The sequence below is a fragment of the Paenibacillus sp. UASWS1643 genome (assembly GCF_008693195.1).
Classification (GTDB): domain Bacteria; phylum Bacillota; class Bacilli; order Paenibacillales; family Paenibacillaceae; genus Paenibacillus; species Paenibacillus amylolyticus_B.
Genome location: NZ_VXKZ01000111.1, coordinates 235,939 through 261,056 on the forward strand (window position 1 = coordinate 235,939; position 25,118 = coordinate 261,056).

At 41.2% G+C, this 25,118-nt stretch carries 28 protein-coding genes and 1 pseudogene; 20 read left to right on the top strand and 9 right to left on the bottom strand.

Annotation, left to right across the window (positions count from 1 at the left end):
- Positions 1-9 precede the first annotated feature (9 nt).
- Positions 10-993 carry a sensor domain-containing diguanylate cyclase gene (locus tag FE296_RS19060; RefSeq protein WP_150365995.1) on the top strand — a complete coding sequence of 328 codons (984 nt, stop codon included), beginning with the start codon at positions 10-12 and terminating at the stop codon, positions 991-993.
- Positions 994-1,125: 132 nt separating this feature from the next.
- Here the strand turns inward: FE296_RS19060 and FE296_RS19065 are convergent, their stop codons facing one another.
- On the bottom strand, positions 1,126-2,613 hold the full coding sequence (locus FE296_RS19065) for a right-handed parallel beta-helix repeat-containing protein (protein ID WP_150365996.1): 1,488 nt from the start codon (positions 2,611-2,613) through the stop codon (positions 1,126-1,128).
- A 264-nt stretch (positions 2,614-2,877) separates the two neighbouring features.
- On the opposite strand from FE296_RS19065, the gene FE296_RS19070 reads away from it, so the two are divergent.
- Entirely contained in the window at positions 2,878-3,534 is a 657-nt protein-coding gene (locus FE296_RS19070; RefSeq protein ID WP_150365997.1) for a DUF2625 family protein, read from the top strand.
- 156 nt (positions 3,535-3,690) lie between these two features.
- Here FE296_RS19070 and FE296_RS19075 read toward each other — a convergent pair whose 3' ends face one another.
- Positions 3,691-5,013, bottom strand: a complete 1,323-nt coding sequence (locus FE296_RS19075; protein WP_223868949.1) for an MFS transporter — start codon at positions 5,011-5,013, stop codon at positions 3,691-3,693.
- Between the two features lie 193 nt (positions 5,014-5,206).
- On the opposite strand from FE296_RS19075, the gene FE296_RS19080 reads away from it, so the two are divergent.
- From FE296_RS19080 to FE296_RS19130, 11 genes and pseudogenes are all read left to right on the top strand, one after another.
- A complete protein-coding gene (locus tag FE296_RS19080; protein ID WP_223868940.1) occupies positions 5,207-5,476 on the top strand; it encodes a hypothetical protein in 270 nt (89 codons plus the stop codon).
- Positions 5,460-6,314, top strand: a complete 855-nt coding sequence (locus FE296_RS19085) for a hypothetical protein (RefSeq protein WP_190945351.1) — start codon at positions 5,460-5,462, stop codon at positions 6,312-6,314. The genes FE296_RS19080 and FE296_RS19085 overlap by 17 nt, the downstream gene beginning before the upstream one ends.
- Before the next feature lie 222 nt (positions 6,315-6,536).
- On the top strand, positions 6,537-7,211 hold the full coding sequence (locus FE296_RS19090) for a hypothetical protein (RefSeq protein WP_223868950.1): 675 nt from the start codon (positions 6,537-6,539) through the stop codon (positions 7,209-7,211).
- Between the two features lie 14 nt (positions 7,212-7,225).
- Positions 7,226-7,426 (top strand): hypothetical protein, encoded by a 201-nt coding sequence (locus FE296_RS32870; protein ID WP_190945353.1) that lies wholly within the window; start codon positions 7,226-7,228, stop codon positions 7,424-7,426.
- Positions 7,427-7,790: 364 nt separating this feature from the next.
- Entirely contained in the window at positions 7,791-8,408 is a 618-nt protein-coding gene (locus FE296_RS19095; RefSeq protein WP_190945355.1) for a hypothetical protein, read from the top strand.
- A 176-nt stretch (positions 8,409-8,584) separates the two neighbouring features.
- Positions 8,585-9,253: pseudogene (locus FE296_RS33460) on the top strand (tyrosine-type recombinase/integrase).
- Positions 9,254-9,286: 33 nt separating this feature from the next.
- A complete protein-coding gene (locus tag FE296_RS19110; protein ID WP_150366003.1) occupies positions 9,287-10,105 on the top strand; it encodes an abortive infection system antitoxin AbiGi family protein in 819 nt (272 codons plus the stop codon).
- Between the two features lies 1 nt (position 10,106).
- Positions 10,107-11,300, top strand: a complete 1,194-nt coding sequence (locus FE296_RS19115) for an abortive infection system toxin AbiGii family protein (RefSeq protein WP_150366004.1) — start codon at positions 10,107-10,109, stop codon at positions 11,298-11,300.
- Between the two features lie 43 nt (positions 11,301-11,343).
- Positions 11,344-11,994, top strand: a complete 651-nt coding sequence (locus FE296_RS19120; RefSeq protein ID WP_150366005.1) for a hypothetical protein — start codon at positions 11,344-11,346, stop codon at positions 11,992-11,994.
- A 197-nt stretch (positions 11,995-12,191) separates the two neighbouring features.
- Positions 12,192-13,493, top strand: a complete 1,302-nt coding sequence (locus tag FE296_RS19125; protein ID WP_150366006.1) for a competence protein CoiA family protein — start codon at positions 12,192-12,194, stop codon at positions 13,491-13,493.
- Positions 13,494-13,862: 369 nt separating this feature from the next.
- Positions 13,863-14,603 carry a hypothetical protein gene (locus FE296_RS19130; RefSeq protein WP_150366007.1) on the top strand — a complete coding sequence of 247 codons (741 nt, stop codon included), beginning with the start codon at positions 13,863-13,865 and terminating at the stop codon, positions 14,601-14,603.
- A 104-nt stretch (positions 14,604-14,707) separates the two neighbouring features.
- On the opposite strand, the gene FE296_RS19135 is transcribed toward FE296_RS19130, so the two are convergent.
- From FE296_RS19135 to FE296_RS19150, 4 genes are all read right to left on the bottom strand, one after another.
- Complete coding sequence (locus FE296_RS19135) at positions 14,708-15,199, bottom strand: cell wall hydrolase (RefSeq protein ID WP_150366008.1); 492 nt, start codon at positions 15,197-15,199, stop codon at positions 14,708-14,710.
- 102 nt (positions 15,200-15,301) lie between these two features.
- Entirely contained in the window at positions 15,302-15,490 is a 189-nt protein-coding gene (locus tag FE296_RS34085; RefSeq protein WP_150366009.1) for a helix-turn-helix domain-containing protein, read from the bottom strand.
- A 4-nt stretch (positions 15,491-15,494) separates the two neighbouring features.
- Positions 15,495-15,650, bottom strand: a complete 156-nt coding sequence (locus tag FE296_RS19145) for a YvrJ family protein (protein ID WP_150366010.1) — start codon at positions 15,648-15,650, stop codon at positions 15,495-15,497.
- Positions 15,650-16,048, bottom strand: a complete 399-nt coding sequence (locus FE296_RS19150; RefSeq protein ID WP_150366011.1) for a sigma-70 family RNA polymerase sigma factor — start codon at positions 16,046-16,048, stop codon at positions 15,650-15,652. Before FE296_RS19150 ends, FE296_RS19145 begins: the two co-directional genes overlap by 1 nt.
- A gap of 415 nt (positions 16,049-16,463) precedes the next feature.
- On the opposite strand from FE296_RS19150, the gene FE296_RS32875 reads away from it, so the two are divergent.
- The 7 genes from FE296_RS32875 to FE296_RS19175 all read left to right on the top strand — a co-directional run bounded on the left by FE296_RS32875 (position 16,464) and on the right by FE296_RS19175 (position 20,918).
- Complete coding sequence (locus tag FE296_RS32875) at positions 16,464-16,670, top strand: hypothetical protein (RefSeq protein ID WP_190945358.1); 207 nt, start codon at positions 16,464-16,466, stop codon at positions 16,668-16,670.
- 356 nt (positions 16,671-17,026) lie between these two features.
- Positions 17,027-17,761 (top strand): S-layer homology domain-containing protein, encoded by a 735-nt coding sequence (locus FE296_RS33465; RefSeq protein ID WP_223868941.1) that lies wholly within the window; start codon positions 17,027-17,029, stop codon positions 17,759-17,761.
- Complete coding sequence (locus FE296_RS33470) at positions 17,758-18,237, top strand: hypothetical protein (RefSeq protein WP_223868942.1); 480 nt, start codon at positions 17,758-17,760, stop codon at positions 18,235-18,237. Before FE296_RS33465 ends, FE296_RS33470 begins: the two co-directional genes overlap by 4 nt.
- A 69-nt stretch (positions 18,238-18,306) precedes the next feature.
- A complete protein-coding gene (locus tag FE296_RS19160) occupies positions 18,307-18,684 on the top strand; it encodes a hypothetical protein (protein ID WP_150366012.1) in 378 nt (125 codons plus the stop codon).
- A gap of 206 nt (positions 18,685-18,890) precedes the next feature.
- Positions 18,891-19,523: a hypothetical protein gene (locus FE296_RS19165; RefSeq protein WP_150366013.1), complete on the top strand. Its 633-nt coding sequence runs from the start codon at positions 18,891-18,893 to the stop codon at positions 19,521-19,523.
- A 426-nt stretch (positions 19,524-19,949) separates the two neighbouring features.
- Positions 19,950-20,312, top strand: coding sequence for a replication termination protein (locus FE296_RS19170; RefSeq protein WP_150366014.1), 363 nt, complete (start codon positions 19,950-19,952; stop codon positions 20,310-20,312).
- Between the two features lie 192 nt (positions 20,313-20,504).
- The gene (locus FE296_RS19175) at positions 20,505-20,918 is read left to right on the top strand and encodes a hypothetical protein (protein WP_150366015.1); all 414 of its coding nucleotides are present in this window, start codon (positions 20,505-20,507) and stop codon (positions 20,916-20,918) included.
- Between the two features lie 236 nt (positions 20,919-21,154).
- Here FE296_RS19175 and FE296_RS19180 read toward each other — a convergent pair whose 3' ends face one another.
- The 3 genes from FE296_RS19180 to FE296_RS19190 all read right to left on the bottom strand — a co-directional run bounded on the left by FE296_RS19180 (position 21,155) and on the right by FE296_RS19190 (position 25,013).
- Positions 21,155-21,538, bottom strand: a complete 384-nt coding sequence (locus FE296_RS19180) for a hypothetical protein (RefSeq protein ID WP_150366016.1) — start codon at positions 21,536-21,538, stop codon at positions 21,155-21,157.
- Positions 21,539-21,559: 21 nt separating this feature from the next.
- Positions 21,560-22,039, bottom strand: a complete 480-nt coding sequence (locus FE296_RS19185) for a hypothetical protein (RefSeq protein WP_150366017.1) — start codon at positions 22,037-22,039, stop codon at positions 21,560-21,562.
- Between the two features lie 322 nt (positions 22,040-22,361).
- The gene (locus FE296_RS19190) at positions 22,362-25,013 is read right to left on the bottom strand and encodes a cation-translocating P-type ATPase (RefSeq protein WP_150366018.1); all 2,652 of its coding nucleotides are present in this window, start codon (positions 25,011-25,013) and stop codon (positions 22,362-22,364) included.
- Positions 25,014-25,118: the final 105 nt, after the last annotated feature.

The following is a 25,118-nucleotide window of genomic DNA, read 5'->3' on the forward strand; positions in this document are numbered from 1 at the left end:
AGTTATTCCATGGATATACAATTAGATCTGGCTCCCTGTGGATACTTCTCTATCTCTGATTCGGGCGTCGTACAGTCGGTTAATCAAACTTTGCTTACGATGCTTGGATATGAACGCGATGAGCTCATAGGGCAACATATTGAATCCACCATGTCGGTGAGCAACAAGGTGTTTTTCCATACGTATTTCTATCCTTACATTCAGTTATATGGACATGTGGACGAGATGTACTTTACGTTCCGTACCCGTGATCAGCAGGCTGTTCCTGTTCTGCTTAACGGTATTCGTCAGACCCGTAACGGGGAAAGCGTTGTGGATTGTGTCGTTGTTGTCATGCGTAAGCGAATCGAACATGAGAAGGATATTTTGCATACCAAAACCAAACTACAGGAGCTGTATCAAGCGACGCAAGAAGCGAACAAGGAGCTTGAACGACTGCATGAAGAATATAAAATTAAAGAGCAGGCGTTAATCAAAGTGAATGATCAGTTGGAGACACTGGCCTCCACCGACTTGTTGACAGGATTGAAGAACCGAAGGTTTTTCCAGGAAAAAATGCTTGAAAGTTTGATGAGGTTCCGTGAGAAACAACGCTATTTCTCCCTTCTGGTGGTAGACATTGATCATTTCAAAAGCATTAATGATACGTACGGACATCCGATCGGAGATCTGGTGCTCGGCAATCTGGCAGGGCTGCTGCAATCGTTGTCGAGAAGTACGGATGTGGTTGCACGTTACGGCGGGGAGGAATTTGTTATCATTCTTCCAGATTGTGAAGAGGAGCAGGCGATTGGTATCGCAGAACGATATCGTTCAAAGGTTGCTTCAGCCGACTGGGGTGAATATAACATTACGGTGAGTATCGGTGCGGCCACTGTAGTAGAGGAAGATACGGAAAATTCCTTGTTCCAAAAAGCGGACAACGCCCTGTATGCCTCCAAAACTGGAGGACGAAACCGGGTGACACATGCAGCTCAGATGGTAAGAAGTTAAGAATGCTTTGCATCAAAAGAAAGCAAAAAGGAGCCTGTGCACATGGGGGAAGTGATCCCACTTAACACAGGCTTCTTTAATTTGTGTGAAAATAGGCGGGGCTAATTCCACTGGAACAGCACCAGATTTACGTTACCGCGGAGCAAGGTAACCATACGCCTTAGCCGGAGAGTTCGCCTGAGGAAGAAAATCTTCGCTCGATTCATCCATAAATGCCGGGTTCACATATATGGAGTGTGCATCATTGCCAGATCCCTTGATGTAGGCGGCGATGCCGGAGTAGGCTTTATTTTTCCAAACCCACAGGGCATCTTCCTGCTCACCTGGTGAATAATAGACATTATGGTCAAACACATTGCCGGTATTGCTAGTATATTCGTTGTATATCAGTACTTCCGAGCTGCCCGATACGAGAATGTTATGCATGAAGGTATTGTTCTGAGTCCGTGACTGCATGAATAACTGTCCATTGCCTGCATTCAGGGTATCATTCCCCACAAGCGTGTTGTACATAATCTTGCTATCCTCGGTAGCTCCTCGTTCCTCGTCATAACCTCCCATGGCAATACCCGTCAATCTGTTGGAATAAATCAGGTTATCACGCACGGTAATGTTGCTGGTCGAACGTCCGGCATGTTCCGAGGCAATCTCAATTCCGATGTCGCTCCGATATACCTGGTTCTGGTCGATGATATGATCTTTCCCGCCATCTACATAGATGCCGCCCGCGGAGTTGGTATCATTGGGCAGGTCTGTACCGTAGGAGGGATTGTTATTGGACGTAATATCGTATACTTCGTTGCCTCGTACAATGCCGTTACGAGCCTGATCGTATGTGTCGTCCTCGGACGTACCCTCGTACCCGATCAGATCAATACCAATATTGTCGGAATCATGGATAATATTGTCCTGTATGGCAAAGGTATCGACATTACCGTTGACTGCAAGTGATTCGCTGGAACCAAGTGTAAGATCATACAATTCATTATCCTTGATGATGATATCGCGTAATGCTTGAGGGTGCTCTGTGCCATATATGGCAATACCGTGGGCATCCCTGCCCCGCAAATCGGGACCTTCAGGAGTTGCGTAACTAGCGATCGCGTGTATGGTGTTGCCTAACAGCTGAATATGCTCACCTGCTCCGTGGACATAGATCCCGGTTGGAACTTGGCCCCCAAGTGTGGTTGTAAAATTACGAATTTCGAGATTCTGAATCGTGATATAACTGGCATTTTCAATTTCAATTAACCCTTCAATGCCCCGAACAGATAAACCTTTACCATCAATGATAACCTGCTCCTGAGGATAACTTGAAAATAGGGTTGGATTAGCGGAAGAATTACCACTTCTGGTGATTTTGACTTTCTGATGATAGACACCTTCACGCAAATAGATCATGCTTCCTGGCGAAGCATGGTCGGCTGCGTGCTGCAACGTTTTCCAAGGAGATTGAATGGTTCCTTTATTCGAGTCGTTTCCTTGGGGTGATATGTAATGGATGACCTGGGGATCAGACTTTTGAACAGAAACGGGTTCCTTCATGGCAGATGTATGATTCTGACAACCGGATACAAGCACCATCAGAATCGGAATCATAAGTATAAGTACGCGAATCAAATCGTTTCCCCCTTGAATTTAGCTTTGAAGCTAGGTCGTGTCTCAAAACTCGCTGAAGTGCATCTTTTTCCGCCTTTTCGCCCCCTGCTGCGTCACTTTCCCTTGACGTGCCCTGGCACGCCTGCGGAAAACTTCCTTGCTTGGAACGAAAATTCGGCAAAATCTGCTTCCTTCGGAGTTTTCAGACACGCCCTAGATTATAGCAGATTTGAACGGGTTAATAACCCATGATATGCTCTTATAAAATCAGCGAGGAGACTGCTCATGAATACATTAACGATAGCTGAATTAGTAGATCGGGAGAATCACGCATGGGAAGAACTCAAGGAACTCCTGGATAGTGGGCAAAATACATATGTGTATGTTCCAGCAAAACAAGAGGCTGGTGGGGATACCCTCTATCGTCTGCAAATAAGCACCAAATCCTATTTGGGGGCTGTTGCTTATGAGACAGAAGGTATTGTACTGGACCATGGCTGGATCACGCTGCTTGGTGCGGGTGGTAACAGTACATCTGGGAGTCTCACCAGTTGGAATGGTATGAGTGAGCAACCTTGGGTAGATGTACTGGAAGGTATGATGGTCGTTGCATATGATGCGGCAGGCGGTTTCTTTGGACTGGATACAGGCAAGTATGGCCGCACGGGAAACATTTATTATTTTGCACCGGATACACTCGAATGGGAATCGACAGAACTGGCATATTCAGGTTTCATCAACTGGCTGGCGAATGGCGATCTGGAGCAGTTCTATCAGACCTTTCGCTGGAAAGGTTGGCAAGAGGATATGTCTCAGCTGATGACAGGACAAGTATTTGCGTATTATCCACCACTTTGGACGCAGGAAGGTGACGGCGAGAGCAGCAGTAAAGCCCCAATTAGCATCATGGAGGCCTGGAAGTTCGCACTGGACGGTAAATAGTTGGCATGCTGCTGTAGGATGAAATCAGGAGAGTAACCGGTAAGTTCAAGTTCATTGAGTGATCCACTTTTAAAAAAAAACGGCATTTCTGTTCCAAACTAAAAAAGGCTCGCGCTTGGCGCGGGCCTTTTTGCTCTGAACTTTAAACCTCAATTATCAATTGTCCAATGTAACCGATTTAATGCCTGAGCGTGAAGCTCTGCTATGCCAGATGGTCAGCCCGAGTGAAACAACACAGATGAGCAACAGACAAGCATACACCACATGATAAGCTTCCTCTACTGATACTCCCGGAATGCTGTGCAGCAGCAACCCACACACGGCTACAGATACCGATCCACCGAAGAACTGAATCAATTGTAACATCCCCATTCCTGAACCAATCTGTGCCTTGGGCAGCACACGTGACGCTTCATTATTCAATGAAGCCATGGATGCCGAGAGTGCCGGTGAGAAAAAGAGATAACCACTGGTAATGATCAGGGCGGATTGATCAAGTCCGAGCATAAATAAGGCAAGTACCGCTGCGAGCAGAATGTGTCCGATGATCATAAACCGCATATTGCCATAACGGTCGATCCAGCGTCCGACGAAACGGGTGCAAAATGCTGCAACAATGGCTCCTGGAGCAATCAGCAAACCAATGGCGAGTGATGAGCGTCCATATAGATCTGCGAGCACAAGCGGCATCAAAAACAGATTGCCCAGATTCACGACCAGCACGCAGAACCCGATAAGGATTAAGCGGGTGTACCCTGGCGTTCGGAATACTTGTGGATTCACAAACGGAAGACTCGCTTTCCGAATATACAAGAGGTGTGCAATAAGCGAGATAACGCCGATGGTAAACCAGAACCAGGATTGCTGGGTGATCGCGACGAGAAGTGTAGTGGCATTTATGACGGTTAATATGGCACCAATAACATCGAACGGCTGATCTGTTTTGACGGATTCACGGGGGAGAAAATAAAGCAATACAGGCAGGGCAAGCAGGACAAGCACGGTTATGGCAAAAAGTCCGTTCCAGCCCCAGTACTCGCTAATGAGTCCGCCGACAATGGGGCCAAGTCCAAAAGCCATGGCGCTACCTGATGAGATCAGTGCGATAGCAGCTCCGCGTCGTTCCACCGGGATGTAACGACTTGCAATGACGAGACCCAGCCCGGCCATAACTCCTGCACCCGCAGATTGTAGTATGCGTGTCAGCAACAGGATCGCGAAGTTATGCGCGAACAACCCCAGCAATGAAGATAACCCGAGGATCAGGAGCCCAACCGTTAACAGTTTGCGTACCGGGATACGGTCTGACAATCGACTGTAAATCACCGTCGACAGGGCGTAACCAATCGAATAACTTGAGATGACCCAAGACCCCAGGTCCGAGGTGATTTGAAGATCATGAATAATGACTGGCAAAGAAACATTGAACATGGTGGTGTTCATCACAACGATGAACAAGCAACACGTCCAGAGTGGCATGACAATTTTATCTTTCACGGTACCATTCCTGTCTTGGGTATGAATATGAATTCGGATTGAGCTTTGATGAAAATGTGATGAAAAGCAATATATCATTTTACACTTCATTTTATTATATGGCAATAATGTCATACTGGATATCAGTTAAATTTAAGTGATGTAGAGTTTTAATTTATAGACTAGTTCCCTGAAATTGGGTAAGATGATGGTTGGAATACAAATGAAGCGAACCGCGCAGTTTTATGAAGAAAAGATGGGCTTTCGGGTAGTTGAATATCTGGATGCCGCGGAACCTCATATTTGCCTTTATCCTGATCTTACCGAGATTATTTTAACCCAAAGTAATGGACAGAAGGTCATTCCCAACAGAGAATTATATGGTTATGGATATGATGCATATTTTATTACCAAGAATCAGGAAGAGGTTGATCTTCATAAATTACGAAATGGATTTTGTTTCTGACTGGCATGACATAATAATTGGTGATATTGAAGAAAAGGGACTTCGTTATTCAAGGACAACACCAAAGGAATTATTAGTGATCAAATATTTCACTTATCTAAGGAAGACAGGTGGAACTCCTCATCCTCGACGTGTTCACCGATCAAATGAATTTGTATGCCCTTCACATTTACAGAATGGTCTGAGCCAGTTGATCCATTGCTTGGAAAATGGAACGAGTATATCCCCTTATTTTAGTAGAGCCATTGATGATATATCTAAAATTGATAGAATGTTTAACGACTGGGGGGTATTACACCTTCATCTTGGAGATAAACCTGATCAAAGAGATCAACGATTGATTGAAAGAACAGGACCTCTTCTTTTCTTATATCTGCAGAAGGATGATGCATATTTGATAAATGTATACTGGCATGGAGACTGGACGGATAGGTCTATACTTCAAACAATGTATGATAACTGGCCCGAATTAATTGAACCGTATATTTTAAAAAGTTTAAAAAAAGGAGCAAAGCTGGTTCATCAACTTACAGAAAATGAACTACATGAAGCAAGAGGAGAAGGATCATTAGTTCTTCAAGAGTTAACCGATGAAAATGGATTTCCTTTTGTTATAATTCCACCTACTTTTGGCATGACAACTTCTCGCGATGCTAGTCAGGACGTTTCCTCATACGATAAGTTTGTAGAACTTTTATTGCATCTAGAAAGTCATTTCAAAAAAAATCATGAATTATTTGAAGGAAATATTGCAAATCCTTTACGTTTGAAGCTTATTAGAGATATAGACAACATGTTTTATGTAGTTGAACAGTCAACTGGAACAATTATTAAATAATTTATTTGATAATACGATAATTGCCGATAATGGGCTATTGCGAAGACTGTGATCTATACTACACCGAGCAAAGAGGATCTGGAGGATGCGGTGGAGTTGATCAGCTGGACTTAATGAATTATATATAGGAGTTGGATTGCTATGGTTTCAGTTACGCAGAGAGTAAGCAAAGTTAAACAGCCTAGAGGAGGCTACATACGGCCCAGAGACTTTGAGGAGATAGTGTTGAGTGACGGGATTGAGTTACATCCAGAAGAAAACATTCACGCAGGCTTAGTAGGTTTAGCTGTTGACTATTTGACCAGATACTTGTCCGGGTCTTCTGCAGAGGAAGCCTTTGGGATGTCTCTGAGTGGATCATTTCTGGTAGACGAAGAGGATGTGGCAAGATCTCTTATACAAGAGATTAAAGGTTTAGACGACCAGTCTATACGTAATGCCTGCAAACTTGTAGGGTATGATGTGTGCGTTCGTGCTGGCACATCCGTGTATAAACCTGTTGAAGAGATTTGTGCTGACGATGAAACGGTGAGTAATATTCGTACAATGGTAAGTAGAAGTCTTGCTTTTTGGAAAGAGTTTGGACCAATTGTTAAAGATAGTTTTACGTTCGAATTCGGATACACTGAAGAGGTGGGTACGGGTGATGGAGATTATCTGACAGAGGACACTTTGTGGGACTTCAAAGTATCTAAGAATGGACCAACCAATAAGCACACCTTACAGCTTTTGATGTACTATATTTTGGGACTCCGCTCTATTCATAAGGAGTTTCAGAAGGTACGTCGTTTAGGAATTTACAACCCTAGACTTAATATCGTTTACCTGCTAGATGTGGAAAAGATCGCTCCGGAAGTGGTGGAAGCTGTAACTAAGGATGTTTTGGTAGCAATTTAGATTTACAGAGAAAGATGGCGGTGTGGTTACATTGCCTGAACGATTTGCTCGAGGCTACAAAGGATCTGCAGAAGGTTGCTAACCTCATGGGGCACTACAAGGAGAATGGTGAATCTAATATCCAAATGACGATTATCTATACGACACCGAGCAAAGAGGATCGAAAAAGGAGTGTAATGATGATACAGCTACAGAATTGGAAGATGTATTGCTAACTTATAGTTTGAAAAGTGGTCTGAATTTGCTTGAGTAAGTGAATGGTGAGGATTTTAAATACTCTGAGCTACCAAAAGAGTTACAACAATTCCACAGTGGCAAAATTATGGAGGTGTTTGATGGAACGAATAGATAAAGGGGATATCACTGTAATGTTCTGATATGGTCTTAACTTACAAGTTGTGAGGACTTGAAGGCGTAATGGATTCGATTTCTGCATCTAACGATGAAGGGAAAATTAAGTTGAAAATTGCTGTGGTCGGGAACAAAGAATGAATTCTGCTATACATATAGAAGATCCTCAGAAATACAGAGGATCGTTCGTGTAAAGATAATAACGGAGGGATTTAATTGGGGAACAGAATGGAACATTATGAAACAGAAGTTTCTGAATATGACTGCGCGTGCGGCGCAGGAAACTATACGATAAGTAAGTATAAATATCGAGACGATTATTCTTCTGAAGAAATTAAAACTGTTAGTCTGATCAATTGTTCTACTTGTAAGGACGATTACCTTGCGGCAGATCAATATATAGTTCCTAAACAGCTGGATCAAATCTTATCTGAAGCAACGGCAGAGGTAAACAATTTGTGTCAGGTAATAAAGGAATATTCCTTGGCCCATTATAAGAAAGACATGATTCATTACGTGACCAGTATTCCAGTAACACGATGGTACGCATTATGGCAGATCATCAGTCCGTCTATTCAAACATTTCGGAAAGACTTAAAAATGCTTAATGGCCAGGCTAATGCCTTTGAATACCATCTTATGGGGAATCACGAGAATACAATAAAACGCATTATAGCCACATTAGAAAAGTGCGGAATAGAGGATTCAAAATTGTCACAGTGGATCTCTGATCTTGGCGTATTGACTCATAAAGAAACACAAGCAAAAAATGAAATAAACAAAGCACTGTTTAAAGGTAAGTTGAATAAAAAGTATGTAACATATGAAGATCCCTATTGGATATAAAGTTTTCAATGCCGGTACATGCGGAAGAGTAAAAACCTGGCTCCAATCCGTCGAATCGATCTGGTGAAGAAGTTAATGCTGTTTATGCAACTCAGAAAGACATCGCTGATTTCAAACGTCATTTGGATAACGCTGGAGGGAAAGGAGGAAAGCCGGCAGCACCATCAACAAAGAATTTGACCTTCGTTCATCTGAACAGAATTTTTAGATTCTTTGCTGCAGCGGGCTATATTCCCAACAACCCGATAGGGCCGATAAGGAAACCGCCTCGAGCTCGCCGGCAGCCGAAATGGTTATCCAGGAATGAACAAAATGCATTACATAGGGAAGTCCGATTTCGAGGAGACGCAAGAGAGCATGCGATTGTGCTAACTTTTCTCCGGATGGGGCTGCGGGTGTATGAGTTATGTGACCTGCAGCTTACCGATCTGACCATGAGTGACCGCAAAGGAATAGCGTATATTCGCGGTAAAGGCGACAAAGATAGGGAGCTGCCGATTAGTTCGGAACTCCGGACCGCGCTTCAGGCGTACCTGGACACACGGAACGACGATAGCCCATATGTGTTTGTCTCGAGACGATCCCCAAAATGTACGGAGCGCGGGATATAGCACATGATCGAGAAGTATCGCAAGTTTACTGGAATCAAGCATTTGAACTGCCACAGCCTGCGGCATACCTTTGGCCACGATTTGCTCGAGGCCACGAAGGACCTGCAGAAGGTTGCTAACCTGATGGGGCACTATAAGGAAAATGGGGATCCCAATATTGCCATGACAATGATCTATACGACACCGAGCAAAGAGGATCTGGAGGATGCGGTGGAGTTGATCAGTTGGACTTAAAATGATTAAACTCACTAACTAGGAGGACTGGAATTGGTAAATTTATACTTGGAGGAAACACCTCTAAAATCTCCTGACCCATATATACGGCCTAATCAAAGTGCGAACGTTTTATTTAATTTTATGGATGATTTAGAGTATCTAAAAAAAGTTATAGAATTTGAAGCATTGTTGCCACGTTACAATGAGGAGAAAGTAGACTTTTTAAATATACCCGGTTTAGATAAAATTGCTTTACCTATGAAATGTTTTTGTGACATACATTTAAACAAACTAAAGTATCATACTGACTTTTATGGTTTTTATGGTATTGGGATCAATAAGGAGTGGGGTATTTCCAAAGGAATTCAACCAATTCAGTATATAAACCTTAATTCACCTTTAATTAAGGATTATAGTCACATAATTGGGCATGCAATAAGAACAGTTTCGGAAGAGAGCAATCCAATCATCGAAATGTACAATAACTATCTCTTGGCAGCACTCCTTTATATGAAACCCATAAGTGGAAAAATGTTTAGAAAAGGAGATTACAAAGACAAGAATTTTCATGATGAAAGAGAATGGAGATTTATCCCTAATGTCACAAAGGATGTAACTGATTTGCCTCTTATTTTGCCTCAAGAGCAATTAAATCCAAAAGCTTACGAATATTACTCAAATGGAATTAAACACAACGATAATCTTTGGATAAAATTAGATTTAAATATTGTTAGATATATAATTGTAAAAAATAGAATAGACAGAGAAGATTTAATCGATTTTATACTTGAGCTAGATAAAGAGCAAAGAATAAAACTCGACTTAATATCCAAAATAATGATTTTTGATGAACTAGGAGAGGATTGGTAATATGTTTGCAAACTTTAAAGAAGCCTTTGATAATTCTCACAAAGTATCAAAAGTCCCAAAAGAAGTAATGGAATACCTCAGCGAAGAGCTACCTTCCGGATTCAAATATGTAAATCTTCAAGACGGAATAGTAGCAGCTGTACCTTCTAATATAGAGGATTTTAAAATGCAGATGAAGGTGGGAGTTGATTTAAACAGTATAGATATTCCGAATCATATACATTTAAAAGATATTAGTGATTTAAATGAGTTTTTATATAGAACTCAACAATCCCTACTCATTAAAAATGAAACAATAACGGTGAATGGTGAAGAGATGAAATTAAATGAACTAGTTAAAAGTCCATTTGGAGAGATGACACACGGCCCTTTCCACATCGTACCTTCTCCTTTTAAAGGACCTTTTCCTATTAAACTACATTCAGATGATGTGGAGGTCCAATTTAATGTTATTAGGAATCCATATCCTTACATGGATAAGAGTTTATTTGAGAGTTCTGATGAATCGAATTGTTTGAAAATTTCTTATATTATTGATGAAAAAAAGAGCAATCTTAAGCTTAATTTGAATCTGGATATCAAAAGAAGTAAAGAGATTAGAGAAGTAATTGATGCTTTAAAGATTGTCAAAGCTTTTCAACAAGGAACTTTAAAACTATTCAATGAAACCCTCCCCTCACCAGATGATTCCTCGTTTTCGGTTAATGGAATAGAGGAAAGTACTCAATTTTGGGAAAAAATACTCAGTATTGAGGAGAAACTCCAAGTTACGTTTAACCCTGGTTCTGATATTCCTAAGGAAGACTATATCTGGATTGATAGATTATACCGTTCATTAATTGAACAAAAACCATATAAAGAGCACGTAAATTTAAATGAGTTATCCATAGAAAGCTTTGATAAAACTAAATTAGAGATTGGAAAGGGATTTTCAGTTACTTATATATCACACTCTGAATTCATTCTTTTGGATGCAAAGTTTGAGATTTTTGAAGCAATTGCAATATTTAATATGAGAATCACAGGGTACAAAAAAGATACTGACAAGGTTGATTCATATATGATATCGGTTGAACCTGACAAGGAAAGCAAGATTTGTATGTCCACAAGAATATTCACAAAATTAACGGATGCACAAGATTTTAACAAAGATGGGCAAAATCTTAATTTACTTGTAGAGGCAGAAAAACTCTAAGTATATGTAAATAAAAAAATAATGTGATTAGGGTGGTAAAGATATGACAAGGTTTTCAGTAGGGATTTTTGATCGCTTGTTTGGGAAGAAAACTACACTTGAACTAACAGACAGTAAAGGAAGTGTTGTCGAACGTATCGTGACCGAAAAATGGCTAGAAACAATGAAAGAACAAGAGAAAGTGTCGGTTGTTAAAGAATCTAGTGTAAGTTCAATAAGTTCCCAAGAGGCAGTTGGTATCGTCATCAAAGCAGTTACGGACGATCTACCGTTGAAGTGGGCACACGTACAAAGTGAAATAATAGGATACAATGCAATTTTTAAGGAAGTCCCTGAAGAATGGGCTCAGTTTGAGTTCTTACTGGCATCACTCGGGCTTGATTTATTAGCTTTATACAATCTTTATCCAAAAGAACAAGCAATTAAAATGCATGAGCAAGTGTTATCTTTAATTGGTCAGATGGAGGAAATAGGAGAGAATTCGGCAACAGCCGTACACGATTATTATTTAGTGGCATCCGATGCCATAAGTAAAACAGAAAACCCATTGGATTATGTAGCTTCTTTCTTATGTCACAGGCTTGATATGACAGAGGATATAGGGCCAATTGCATTAACAGGTATCATGGAAGGGATTACGCAGTTTGCAGGGAAGTGGAGATGGATTAAACAAAACTTCACTATATCTGCTTAGTTATTGAGGGCATTTTAAGAAATCGGTAATACTAATCTAATGACTATGAATTACAAAACACCAGGATTCAAGGATCTGGAGGGTTGGTTTAGCTAAATCAAGAGTGGTGTCTTGTTAACCGGCCAGATGATGATTTGCTCGGTTTATATTAACTGAGATTTGGTTCAGTAAAAAGCTAATAGAAAGGCGGAAATGCTTTGCAAATTGCTATGTATGAACAGAAGCAAGTTTCCCTTCATGATGAGTTTCCCAAATTCACTAGTAGGGAAGTAGCTATTGATCAAATCAAAAAGAGGGGACAAAAAAGAGCATACACATGTCCTTTTTGTGAGGAATTTCTAACCTTGCGTGCTGGCAATACGAACGAACCTCACTTTGCTCATATCCGAGATAAATCATGTTTAATGTCTCAAGCTTATGAGCAATATGAAAAACAAATCAAAAGGGAATCGTCCAAACAATCAGTTATACGAGACGTAATTTTCGATGATTTAAGTACACAAGGGAAATACAAGCCTGATCTTAAAGTCGAACATGGTTATCAAGCAAAATCACAAGAAAGTTGGAAGATTGTCCCTGACATTATTGTGCAAAAGGGATCTAAACAGTTTGGGATATCTATACTGACGAACGTGCATCAAAAAGGGGACGAAATCCTTGTAAAGCTGATTCGAAAAAGGCAGAAGTATTTTAAGGAAAAAGAACTTGATGTTATCTGGTTTGTAGAAGACAGAGAACTGAGCGTTGATACAACGCTTCGGGTATTGTTTCTATGGGAATCTGAAATCTTACTTACCAATAAAACTTCCTGGGATTCTAAATGGGACAACTTGATCCATGAGCTATCAGAAAACGATACATATCCTTTGTATGAGGTGTTTAACTACCACGGAAGAACAGAGCTAGCAAATGACGTACGTAGCCTTTATTATGTGAATACGAATCGGGATGAGATAACATTCTCGGTTTATCGAATGATCTTAGATGAGTTGCAGTCACCCTATCGAGCTTTTGCTGTATCAACGGGATACAATATTCAGCTATCTGAAGCCCTGGTAATACAAGACCAACTTCGATTGTCTAATGATGAATTGGAAGCACGTCATATGGCCCTTTTTAAATCTGATTTTGCTAAAGCCCTTGATGATATGATGCAGGAATACAGGGAAACCTACGTACCCCAATATATCGAGAAGCCGGCTCCACTTCCAACTCGAACTACAGTGATGCAACAGGAAACAGCGAAGAAGCTTCAGGAGGAACTAGAAGTCGTTCATTGGGATGATGGTACTGTCTCTTATCTCGTAAATAAGTTAAAGCGAGGGTACATAACAGAGGAGGATGCAGCTAAGCTGGAATACTACCTAAGACATAACCGGGAGCTTGTTGTATTTAAAGGATGGGAACTTCGCGATATACAAGCAATGGCTAGTGCTGCACTAGGTAGAATTGATGATCCCAAAGTAAGGATTCATTTAATTGAAATTGAAGATTTATAAACCAAAGAGATGGAGGATATTCTAGTAACATTCTTTAATTTTGAGATAGGCATTTTAATCATAGTACTTTTCAGCAATCAGCTATGATACGCTAAAATCTTTTGTTAATGATGAAGATGCAATAGAAGCTCATATAAAAAACAATGAACTTTGGGCTATCACCTGTTGTTGTATTATAGAGGGCAAACTTTCGCATACCAGGAGTATATGTTTTAGAGATTTGATTTTTAATTGAGCATATTATTGTTGGTAAATCAGATAACATAATTTTAACTTTATTCGTAAATAATGTTAATGTTATGTCACTCATCAGATCATTTGCTCTGATATAATTTCTGTAATGGTAGTAGATGAAAGGGGAATATTTTGTTGAAAAAAGAGCTTAGTGTAGTGCTGTTGTTGAGTGTCGTTTTACTTTCAGGTTGTGGATCAGATAAGCCTGAAACGGTTACACAAGGTGTGGGGGAATCCCCAAGTGAACAAGTAACAACAAAGCCAGTACAAGATATGGATGCGAAATTGCTGGGGTCTTCCGAGGATGAAAAGGTGAAATTGTATTCAAAGAACGATGAAGTAAACTTGGATATTAATGGTAATGAAAAAAACTTTGCTTGGGATGTTCCTGGTGATACTGGAACTGACCCTCAGATATTCTATACTGATCTTACTGGTGATGGCAAAGAAGAAGCTGTAGTTATTATCCAAACGGGCAGAGGGACAGGCTTAGATAATTTTGATATTCATGTCGTTAATTCCGAGGATTTATCCGAAATAAAAGTCCAAAATTATGAGGATATTGTTGCTGATCAGATTAAATCGCAGGTTTCTAAAAATGATGATGGAACATTAGCGATTACAGTAAATGTGCAAGGAACAGAATCGAAATTCAATTATAGTACTGATCCATCGCCGGATTACAAGCAAGATGAACTCGCTTTCGGCGGTGTAGTGATTTATTCATTGGAGAATCAAAAAATAAAATTGGGTATTTCGGGATCTGTTGGCGAATCTCCGACATACGTTTGTGATTTTGATATCACATATAAATTTGATAGTGCCACGAATGAATTTGTTGCCGATCAAATTAAAGTTAAACCTATTGAAAAATAAAAAAGGATGACCAATTGTAAAATGTACCCCATAGAGAGACTTTTTTAAGTGTTTACTCTATGGGGTACATTCTGTTGAGATAAGCCTTTTTTAACCGTTAAAAATTAAACAACATAATCAAAGAATGTGTGTCCACCGATTACAATTTTGGAGCTGACTTGAACCGTACTTCCACCAGGAAACTTATAATAAAGTTTGTTACCTGAAGTGTAACTCAGTTCTGCAAATCTTGTATTAGCAGTGTAGAAACACTTACCTGCAATTGGATTAGAGCTGCCACTTAGATTTGATGCAAGGCTAACGATGTTTTTCCAAGCTGCACTTGTTGTATCAGGTTTCAGGCATTCAGCCAAGTTGGGATTACCTTCGTTAAAGCAACTAAAAGCGAACGGAGCAAGCACTACTGCTTCAATCGAGTTCAGGTTTTTAAACTCGTTGTATGTGGAATTATTTTTGCGATTACTGATGACATATGCCACGGCTACACGAGAGCCTGAATCGCCACGGGTTTCTCCCCACAGAGTTCGGGCCAATAAATCCACGCTGTCACGTCCATAAAGCTGAGATTTTGAAGCTAACGCATCACCAATTGCCATTAATATTACCCCCTATGATTTAGAATCGCCTTTGCGGCGTTCTCTATATAAAGAGAAATCAGTCTCAGATTCTACAACCACCCTCAAAATTTTATTTCAAGATCAGCTAATATCAAAACTTTGTATAACCTCAATCATTTTGACATAGAGTTCCTGTTCTAAGTCTTCTCGGTGTTCGAGGGGCACTTGTAGTAAAGAGGCTTTCACCTTCGGGACAAAAGATTCTAGGATATGTAATGTTGCCTCCTGATCGTGGTGTTGCTGTGCTTGAATTAACAAATCGGCAATCATAAAATCACTTCTTTACATTTTTTTGTATTTCATTCTTTAAGGCATTAATAGCTTCACTTAAGTCTGATATTTTTTTTTCAAATCGAATAAGTAGATATAACGTGATTACAATGGGAAATCCTAAATTAGCAATGAGCGTAGAGAAATCAACGTCCGACATCAATCTTCACCTTCCGTTATTAACTTGCGCAATTTGGATAGTGCTTTTAAACGGTGTTTCGAGATGTTCTGTTGGGACACTCCCATTATCCGCGCTATTTCCTTGTCATTTAGATTTTGCACGTAAGCAAAAGATAGGATATTTTGTTGCTGTGTTGAAAGGGTTTCATAAGCTTCATAAAGTGAAAGATCTGTAATGTGATCTTCAAGATTTGCTGGATCAGATTCTGAATCATAGACGGATAATAAGACAGATTCGAGATTTTCATCGTTGTCCAATGTTAGAGGAAAACGGTTATCCTTTAGTCTTCTCTTTTTGTCATAATTTATAGAGTTGTAATATATAAGATTGGCCATATACGTGATAAAACGACGATTCAAACTATCATTCGTTATCAATATAAGCCCCCTCCCTTTTGAAGAGATCACTCCTACCTTATAAAGAGAAATGAGTTTAGGTTTTTACAACCAATTTCCAAAATAAAGAACGTGTGTTCCTATATTTTATCACTAATGATATCACAGTCAATGGAATACGATCCATAATATACATATATTAACATATGTGTTTTAATAAATGGTGTTGTTGAAATATGCTCTAATAGGATGATAGAAGTTCTGAATTAAAGCCGTTCCTAATTGAGGGAGATACGCTTTTTAGAAAATCAATTAACCGTTTTGGCCGCAATAAACAAGGATGCTAAAGGAGTGGTAATGTGTGACCGATGCAAAAATTCATGTTGTGATGGTCATCGACATTCCCATTATGGGTACACTCAAGTATGAAGATTTGGAAGGGATCGGTTGATTTATTATGGATTTCGTACTTAAGATCTTGAGTAAGAGTGTAAAGGGATTAAACAAGCGCAAGCTGTTGAGAAAAGAGGGAAGCACCTGGGGCGGCCGCGAATTAATCGTGAACATTCGTACACCAAGCAAAGGGGCATCCTGGATGCGAACTATAAGCTCGCTTGAAGAAAAACACATTCTACAAAATAGTGGAGGGAGTATAAAAGACTGAAGAGGATCGGGCTGATGCTATCGGCTCTAAAGCGGTAAGAGCGACCATCTAAGAGCCACTACGCACCGTTGCGGGGTTACTTGGCCTGATAACTAGAGCGATTAAAGCAGGCAACCCCACCCTACTCAAGGCTTTGGTACGTTCAGCCTGACGATTCACAACTGGCACGGAGCGAAGACCTGAAGGAAAAAACCTTGTTGAAAAAGAAAAGAAGAAGCGGGGAAAAAGATTCGGATAACCTTTCGGTTTCTCCATTACGAAATAGATAAGCAAATTGTTAAGCCCATGATGACGATAATGAATATAGTGGGGTGTTCTCCCAAATCAAGAGCGCCTAATCAAAAGGAGAATTTCGCATGATAAAACATTTCACAAAAATCGTAGGAATCGCACTGGCAGCAGCACTAATGATAAGCATGATGAACATCATGACCCCTAACGTGCAAGCCGCTACAACTCAATTTTCCGATGTGGAATCAACCCACTGGGGCGCTAGCGCTATTACCAAAGGCGTTTCCAAAGGATATGTCGATGGATACACGAACGGTACATTTAAGCCTGACGCCAGCGTTACACGAGCAGAATTCGTGAAGATGGTCGTCTCGGCCATGGAACTTGAAACCACGTCATCAAGCGGTAAATGGTACACCGAGTACGTTGACGCCGCAAGCAAAGCAGGCCTGTACGCATCTGCTGATTTCAACAATAGCGAAGCGGCTTGGACGAAAGTCATGACACGCGAAGAAATGGCACGGGTTGCAGCTCGTACGATTGGGGGGACGACAAAGGAAGATGACAAATGGATGTATCTTGCTACGAAAGCAGGTCTAATTAAAGGTGTAGGTATAGGGCAGATCGCTCCGAAAGGGCTGACCACACGTGCGCAGGCGATCGTTGTAATCGAACGTATTCTATCCACGAACACTGGTGTTTCCCTTGACGTCGATAAGTATGCGGTGGGCAGTGCTGAAATAGCCTGGCACGGTACGAACATCTTCACGGTGATGCCAGAATGTGGGTTACTCCAGAATCCGATTGGAAACAAGCCGGTAAGTCTTCGGTCGAAGAAATGTGGAACGAAAAGCTTATGACCATCACATCGAAAGATGGACTGTATCAGGGAAAACTTGACGCACTTATCGCTATCGACCTTGCCGATCCCAACGACCCTAACCTTGGGTTAATCGCTCCGATCAATACGCTCAAGTGGTACAATAACCGGCCTTCTATCACTAACCTAATGGTCAAGGACCAAAAAAATAGTTACGTCCTGTATTTTAAAGGCGGGACAGTCTATAACAAAGATACAAAAAAATATAATCCTTCACAGCTTCTACGATACCGTGTAGATGGATTTGATAGTCCAGATCGCAATGACTTTTCCAAAAAAGGTGTTCTGAATGCATCAACCAGAGTTTATCGCAATGATCAAACTGACACCCCTGCCGAGATTATCCCCAAAATGGGAACTGTACAAAATAGCGATATGGTAATTAGACTTCAAACACCAACAGGGGGTTCACTGTTCAGTGAAAATATTCTGCTCCGTCTCAGAGGTATCCAATAAAGAAAAAACACCCAACATACTGCTCCTAATTACAAAGATAGCTCGTGAGGATCTGGAGGCTGCTGCGGAGTGGATCAGCTGTATATAAGGGTTGCTTTGAAAAAGGGGATGAGATATGTGCAATCTGTTAAAGTAAAAAAGGCTAAAAGTAACGAGTATTGGTATTCTCAGCATTTGGGCAAAACCTTTACAGTGACTGGTGTTCAAGGTGATTCTTATCGGGTGATATGGGAAAAAACACCTGGAAACTTAGTAGAGGCACCTATTCTCATTGAAGATTGTTATCAGCCAAGAAAGAAAGAAATGGGTGAGGAGAAGATTCTAAGAAACCAACGTACAAGATCCGAAGAGCGTTCGGCTTTTAACACTAAAAGAGAAATCTCCGAGTTAGAAAAATTAAATGTAGAAGCAAAAGTTAATGTGTATAGGCTTGACGATTTAGGCTGAAGTATGTGCTTAGATTAGTTGACTTCTAAACGATAAAATACAGTGTCCGATCTGTGATAAACAAGTCATGGATATAGATTGGATGAAAGGAATGAAACTGCCTGAATAATAATATAAGTGAGTTTTGTAAGCTCAAACTTGAAATAAGGGATTTCCTACGTCAGACATCTAGTTACATAGAGTCTAATGAATTCCAGATAAAAGACATGGTCAAAAATTCACATTATACAGTGACCCATGAGGGTGAATCTTATGATTTTTATGGTTTGGAAAATGAATCTTACTGGTTCCCGATAACATTAAGAAATTCAGTTTTTGTTACACTTTATGGGTTTTTAGAGCATATTCTTATTAAAATGTGCAAAATTTTAAAAGCAACCAAAAGGATTACTAGAAGTGTTAAATCTTTTATAGACGATAAAAACAATTATGGACCTACTATTGAGAAAGCTAGTAATTATATTTTGAGTGTTGCAAATATTCATTTTCCAAATCAGTTGCCTGAATGGACACATATGAAAAATTGCGCTGCTTTGAGAAATTCTATAATCCATAATTTTGCAAATGCCAATGATAAAGTAAATGCTTTACTTCCTATGAATGGAGTAACAACTGAAATTAAAGATGTAGCTAACGAAGTAATAGGATATGACTATCTAGGTGAAATAGTTGGCGTATCACAATTTAACTTTGAGACAAGTTTTTTTCTACTCTCCAGCTTCAATAAAGAGTTTCTAAGTTCATTTGCAACACTAATGAATGATTTCTTTATGGTAAATGGCTCGTTACTGAACGGAAAATATGATAAAGAAATCGCGGATTTTAATTTTTCGGTTTAGTTTCTGATGTTCTGAGATTTAAAATTCCCACTGATGTTAAGTCTGATTCAGTTGGACAAGTAGCTAAAAGCCCAAACAAGTTACTCTCAAGTTTCTGGAGATCTGGATGGTCGGTGGAGTCGATCAGCTGGACGTAATGGCCAGATCATGCCAGGGAACCGGTTATTGATTGAAAGTATTTTGTAGGTTTATAATGATATTAGCCAGCCAATGGCTATACAGCATTTTTGGTAGGTATTCCACTAACCGAGTGCAGCAAGTTCAGACTAATTGACCCGTCAGGCCGTCAACCTGTGGCGGGTCTTTTCTCTTTTTATGATAATTAATTGGGCTCTTGTCAGCTATCAAAAAGATAGTTGTCTTTTTTTATTCTGAATAAGAGCTAACTATTGAGGTACGATTTAGTATCGATGGAGGGGACCAAAGATGGGCTTTATGATAGCTCAACGCGCATACATTATGCTATATTTAATTACGATGGTAGAGCAGCATAGAGGATATGGATATGAAATGTTGGAGATCATGAAAAAAGAGTTTGAGAATTTTGGATATGTGCCACCTCAGAGCGAAGTTTATCGTGCTCTGCATGAACTAGTTCAACAAGGAATACTTTATCGTACAAAAAAACTAAAGGGTGATGATCCTAAAGTAGATTTTCAAGAAATTGTACTCTATCATTTTACGCCAGGCGGTGCTGATAAAGCTGAACTTTATAAGAAGCAAGTAAAAGCTGATTTAGATCGCTGTCTGGGTATGCTTCACAAGGCAGTAAGCGATAACTATATATAAATTATAGTTCAAACTCTCGGTATAAGAGCCGAGAGTTTTTTAGTTCATGAAATATGTACGTGCTAATCCCGGTGGCATTCCTGGTGCCCGGTGAGCAGCCGGTGAAAGTTGGCTAGGCTCTCATTACTCGATTATCAATCAGTCATTTAAACTATAAGAGAATACAAATATTAATTAAGGGGAGAGCGCTACATGAAAAACATATCTATTCATCCAGGAGTCTATCGGTTTGACTGGCCGTACCTTATGACTTACTTTGTTCCAAATAATACAGGTGAGGTCGAAGTAAATAAATGCGAAGTGGAGCTTTACGTTGGTCAGCATCAAAATTTGCAAGAAGGTAAGTTGATTACAATCATTATTTCCTCATATAATTTCTCAAACATCCAAAGCAAGTTTGAACATATTGCAACCAAAATTCGTCTGGCTTTCTTCGATGAAATTTGTATGGGGACTCACAACAATCTGTCTGAAGATTCGATTTGCTGGTTTGAGCGACGACGTTATTCTAAATCCGGGGGAATCGGTTCAGGAGATACTTTGCACGAAGTAAAAATGCAGTGGAATAAGAAAACACAAAAGTATACTGATCCATCATGGAATTAATTCCTGCGTCTAATAAAAATGAACGGCGATGTAAATTGTAAGGTACGATATTAATCGCGCTCTTGCTAGGCAACGCAGGGGCAACCCCGATCTTGACGCGGATCAGTCCGCACGTGCTAGTTCCGGATTCAGTACCGGTGCAGTATGACCATAATTTAGATTCAAATCTCTACAATTAGAAAACGGCGCTTATCTTAAAGATAAACGCCGTTTTTCTATGAAAATGGTTACATAGATTAGTGCACCTTCGCAGCAATATAAGCAGTAGAGCTATTATAAAAATTCTTATAAGTACCCAGATCCCAAGAGAAGGTACTTGGGTCTGAGATATTGGTGTTGATAGATGGTTGTTGTCCGTGTTTCTCAGACCATTTTCCCGTACTGTTCTGCAACATAAAGTGGAAGTCCACCATATCAATACCTACATCGACTTTGCCATTATTGTTGGCATCAATCCAGCCAACTCTATAAGCAATGCGGTGTTCTTCGTCTGTGACAGCAGCTGTTCTACTAGATAGAATTTTCCAACCAGGTTTGAAATACAGTCCATTCGTGTTTCCGTCTTTAACTACAAGGGCTGCTTCAACGCTCGAATTTGTAAAAAATCCTGTGTCATACACATTGGAAACCCCATCACCATCTCAAGGGTTCCAGAAGAAAGGTGCCTTTACCGAATATCCATAACAATTGACACCGCTTGAAGTGACTGCCGAATAAGGCCAAGCGTGACCGTAAGCTGACGCAAATGGCTGTACCATATCAGTGTGTGGTGCCAGTTGTATGGTAATTTTCGGAGATACATCGGCATTAGGGTTATCCGGTAAAACAAGGTTTGTTAAGGTTTTGAGTTCCCCAACCGTAGTTTGGTTCCCTTCTTCATCAATAACAATTGTATTATCACCTTGAAATTTTCCTACTTTTGCTTTGGCTGTCCCTGACGTTTGAACTTCAGTGAACTTCTCCGTAGTGTACTGATCCGTAGTATCTGGCGAGGCCATATCGACGGATGCCATACTCACATTAAATAGTAAAGTACAGGTAAGAGCGGCTTTGAAAATTTTCTTCACTTTAAAGATCGACTCTTTCTGTTGGAATAAACAAATAATAACATATAAATCCAATTAATTCCACATGTAGTGAATGAAAAAGAAGCCCAATCAGCTAATGAGAGGGCTACACCATTGGGAATTTTGACTGTCCTTCATCGTTCCTGGTTTCCGATCGTATCCTAGTTCCCGAATGGCAGCCGGTGCAGATGAGCATCTGTCCATCTGTTGGTTGGGATATAGATATCAACTTAATGCTTAAATTTTTTGCGAAGATACCTAGAAATCATCAGTATGGCTGAGAAGTGTACGCTTTGTCTGTGTAAAGAAAAAAGTAATCAAACAGGCGCTCCGATAACGGGCGCCTGTTTGTGCATACGTACGATATCTGCAGATCTTATGCCGCAGTAACTTGTTTGCCACGATTGCGAATCCACTTGATGACATCCATCAGTATGACAGCGACAAGAGCAAGTCCGCCTGCAATCAGGAACTCATTCCAGCCGAATGTATCCGGGATGGCGAAGACGCCGCGAACACCTGGAATCAGTGTAATTGCATAGAGACAGAGACATACCAGGATGGAGCCAAGCACGAATTTATTGGTCATGAAGCCCACCTGGAAGATGGTCTGTGTGTTGGAACGTGCTGCAAAAGTTTGCAGACTGCGTGCCAGAATCAGGGTTGTGAAGGCCATAGCTACGCTGATTTCCTCCGAGATGCCAAGTCCGATATATTGGGAGACGATAACAGCCGCACCGATCAGGACACCACGCGTAATTACAGCCTGCAGGGTTCCACCTGCGAAGATGCCTTCGTTGATATCACGTGGTTTACGCCGCATGACATCTGGCTCGGGCTTCTCTGTACCCAAAGCAATGGCAGGCAGGGAGTCGTTCACCAGATTGATGAACAGCAGCTGAAGGGCCGTAAACGGATTAACCCAGCCGACGATCAAGGCAAACAAAATGGCGATAATGGCGCCGAGGTTACCGGCGAACAGGTAAGCGATAGCTTTTTTGATGTTATCAAATACCATCCGCCCAACACTGACCGCATTCACGATGGAGACAAAGTTATCATCCGTCAGAATCATGGCAGCCGCATCCTTGGCAACATCTGTTCCGCTACCCATCGCTACACCAATGTCAGCCTGTTTTAGCGCTGGTGCGTCATTAACTCCATCTCCCGTCATGGCTGCCACTTTGCCTTTACGCTGCCATGCACGAACAATCCGGATTTTGTTCTCAGGTGATACTCTGGCGTATACCGAGATGTGTTCGAGTTGTTGATCCAGCTCTTCATCAGACATTTTGTCCAGTTCGGCACCGGTAATGGCGAGATCATCCGGTTCTGCAAGGCCGATATCCACACCGATGGCCTGGGCCGTCGTTTTGTGATCTCCGGTGATCATGATGGTGCGAATGCCCGCTTTTTTGGACTCTTCAATCGACCCGTATACCGCTTCACGCGGTGGGTCAATCATCGCTGTCAGGCCAACAAGCGTCAGATCATGCTCGTCATCAATGGTGACCTGGTTTTTATCATCAAATTTTTTGTACGCATAGGCAAGAACGCGGAAGGCACGTTTGGAGAATGCCTCATTTTTCTCTTCAAACTGTGTGCGAATCTCGGGTGTGAGGGGCTGAACTTCACCATTGATAAACACATGACTACAGCGGCTGAACAGCACATCCGGTCCACCTTTGGTCAGCAAAGCCGTCTGTCCCTCGAAGGTATGCACCGTACTCATGAGCTTTCGATCCGAGTCAAAAGGAAGCTCGGCTTCACGCGGGAACTGGTCACGGATTTCATTGTAATCCTTGTTCACCCGGTTGCTGAAGGCAATGAGTGCCACTTCGGTTGGATCACCGAGTTCCTTGCCTTCCTGGTTAATATTCGAATCATTGCAGAGTACTGCAATATGTAACAGACGTCGTTCCTCTTCCGACCATTGATCGGGATCATCGGGGAATTCGTCCTTGGTGCCATGGGGAATGTAATAATCGACGACAGTCATCTTATTCTGAGTTAGTGTTCCTGTTTTATCCGTACAGATGATACTGGCAGAGCCGAGCGCCTCAACGGCAGGCAGTCTGCGAATAATCGCATGTTGTTTGGCCATCTTATTCGTTCCGAGTGACAATACGATCGTCACAATGGAGGAAAGTGCCTCAGGAATGGCAGCAACCGCAACAGCTACGGCAAACATCAATGCATTTACGATGGAAGGTCCGATATTCTCCGTACCTTCGGTCAACCATACACGACCGGCTTCAATGCCAAAGATGAGAATCGATAAGCCCAGGATGAAAAAGCCCAGTTTTTTGCTGAATGATTCCAACTTGCGCTGTAATGGGGTGTTCTTGGCTTCGGCATTTTCAATCAGCTCGGCAATTTTACCAATTTCCGTTTTGAGAGCCGTGCCTGTAATGACAAGCATGCCCCGTCCATATACGACCAGTGAGCCACTGAAGGCCATATTGCGACGATCTCCGATTGGCGCTTCATCCGGGATGGTATCGGCGTGTTTCTCCGCAGCTTCGGATTCTCCGGTCAGCATGCCTTCGTTGATTTTCAAACTTCCTGATTCCAGAATACGTCCGTCTGCCGGGACATAATCACCTGCATCCAGCATAACAATATCACCGGGAACGAGTTCCCTCGCCGGAATGGTTTTTTTCTGCCCGTCACGAATGACCTTTGCTTCGGGTGCAGACATCTGTTTCAGCGCGTCAAGCGAACTCTCGGCTTTTTTGGTCTGCACAACACTGATTACCGCGTTGAGTAAAATAACCAGGAAAATGATCAACGATTCAATCAGGTGTCCAAGTACAACCTGAACCGCAGCTGCAATCAGCAGCACGATGACCATCGGATCTTTAAAATTTTCGAGGAACAATTTCCAGACAGGTGTTGCATCTTTCCCTTTTAACTCGTTATATCCTTCCGTTTCAAGTCTCTTTGCAGCCTCGGAGGTTGTGAGTCCCTTGGAGGAACTCTGTACATCCTGAAGGGTTTCCTCCGCACTGTGTCTATAATGTTGCAATTGACCAGCTCCTTGAATATTAGATTTCTCTCTGTGTATTACCCTTACGAGCAAAATCTAGAATCGTTTCATTTCCGTATTTTTTAAGATTATGGAATGTATACT

What these genes read in the sequence shown, in the direction of transcription:
- FE296_RS19060 (WP_150365995.1), top strand. Translation starts at nt 10, where the DNA reads ATGGATATACAATTAGATCTGGCTCCCTGTGGATACTTCTCTATCTCT.
- FE296_RS19070 (WP_150365997.1), top strand. Translation starts at nt 2,878, where the DNA reads ATGAATACATTAACGATAGCTGAATTAGTAGATCGGGAGAATCACGCA.
- FE296_RS19075 (WP_223868949.1), bottom strand. Translation starts at nt 5,013, where the DNA reads ATGCCACTCTGGACGTGTTGCTTGTTCATCGTTGTGATGAACACCACC.
- FE296_RS19085 (WP_190945351.1), top strand. Translation starts at nt 5,460, where the DNA reads ATGGATTTTGTTTCTGACTGGCATGACATAATAATTGGTGATATTGAA.
- FE296_RS32870 (WP_190945353.1), top strand. Translation starts at nt 7,226, where the DNA reads ATGGCGGTGTGGTTACATTGCCTGAACGATTTGCTCGAGGCTACAAAG.
- FE296_RS19095 (WP_190945355.1), top strand. Translation starts at nt 7,791, where the DNA reads ATGGAACATTATGAAACAGAAGTTTCTGAATATGACTGCGCGTGCGGC.
- FE296_RS19115 (WP_150366004.1), top strand. Translation starts at nt 10,107, where the DNA reads ATGTTTGCAAACTTTAAAGAAGCCTTTGATAATTCTCACAAAGTATCA.
- FE296_RS19120 (WP_150366005.1), top strand. Translation starts at nt 11,344, where the DNA reads ATGACAAGGTTTTCAGTAGGGATTTTTGATCGCTTGTTTGGGAAGAAA.
- FE296_RS19135 (WP_150366008.1), bottom strand. Translation starts at nt 15,199, where the DNA reads ATGGCAATTGGTGATGCGTTAGCTTCAAAATCTCAGCTTTATGGACGT.
- FE296_RS34085 (WP_150366009.1), bottom strand. Translation starts at nt 15,490, where the DNA reads ATGATTGCCGATTTGTTAATTCAAGCACAGCAACACCACGATCAGGAG.
- FE296_RS19145 (WP_150366010.1), bottom strand. Translation starts at nt 15,650, where the DNA reads ATGTCGGACGTTGATTTCTCTACGCTCATTGCTAATTTAGGATTTCCC.
- FE296_RS32875 (WP_190945358.1), top strand. Translation starts at nt 16,464, where the DNA reads ATGGATTTCGTACTTAAGATCTTGAGTAAGAGTGTAAAGGGATTAAAC.
- FE296_RS33465 (WP_223868941.1), top strand. Translation starts at nt 17,027, where the DNA reads ATGATAAAACATTTCACAAAAATCGTAGGAATCGCACTGGCAGCAGCA.
- FE296_RS33470 (WP_223868942.1), top strand. Translation starts at nt 17,758, where the DNA reads ATGACCATCACATCGAAAGATGGACTGTATCAGGGAAAACTTGACGCA.
- FE296_RS19165 (WP_150366013.1), top strand. Translation starts at nt 18,891, where the DNA reads ATGGTCAAAAATTCACATTATACAGTGACCCATGAGGGTGAATCTTAT.
- FE296_RS19170 (WP_150366014.1), top strand. Translation starts at nt 19,950, where the DNA reads ATGGGCTTTATGATAGCTCAACGCGCATACATTATGCTATATTTAATT.
- FE296_RS19175 (WP_150366015.1), top strand. Translation starts at nt 20,505, where the DNA reads ATGAAAAACATATCTATTCATCCAGGAGTCTATCGGTTTGACTGGCCG.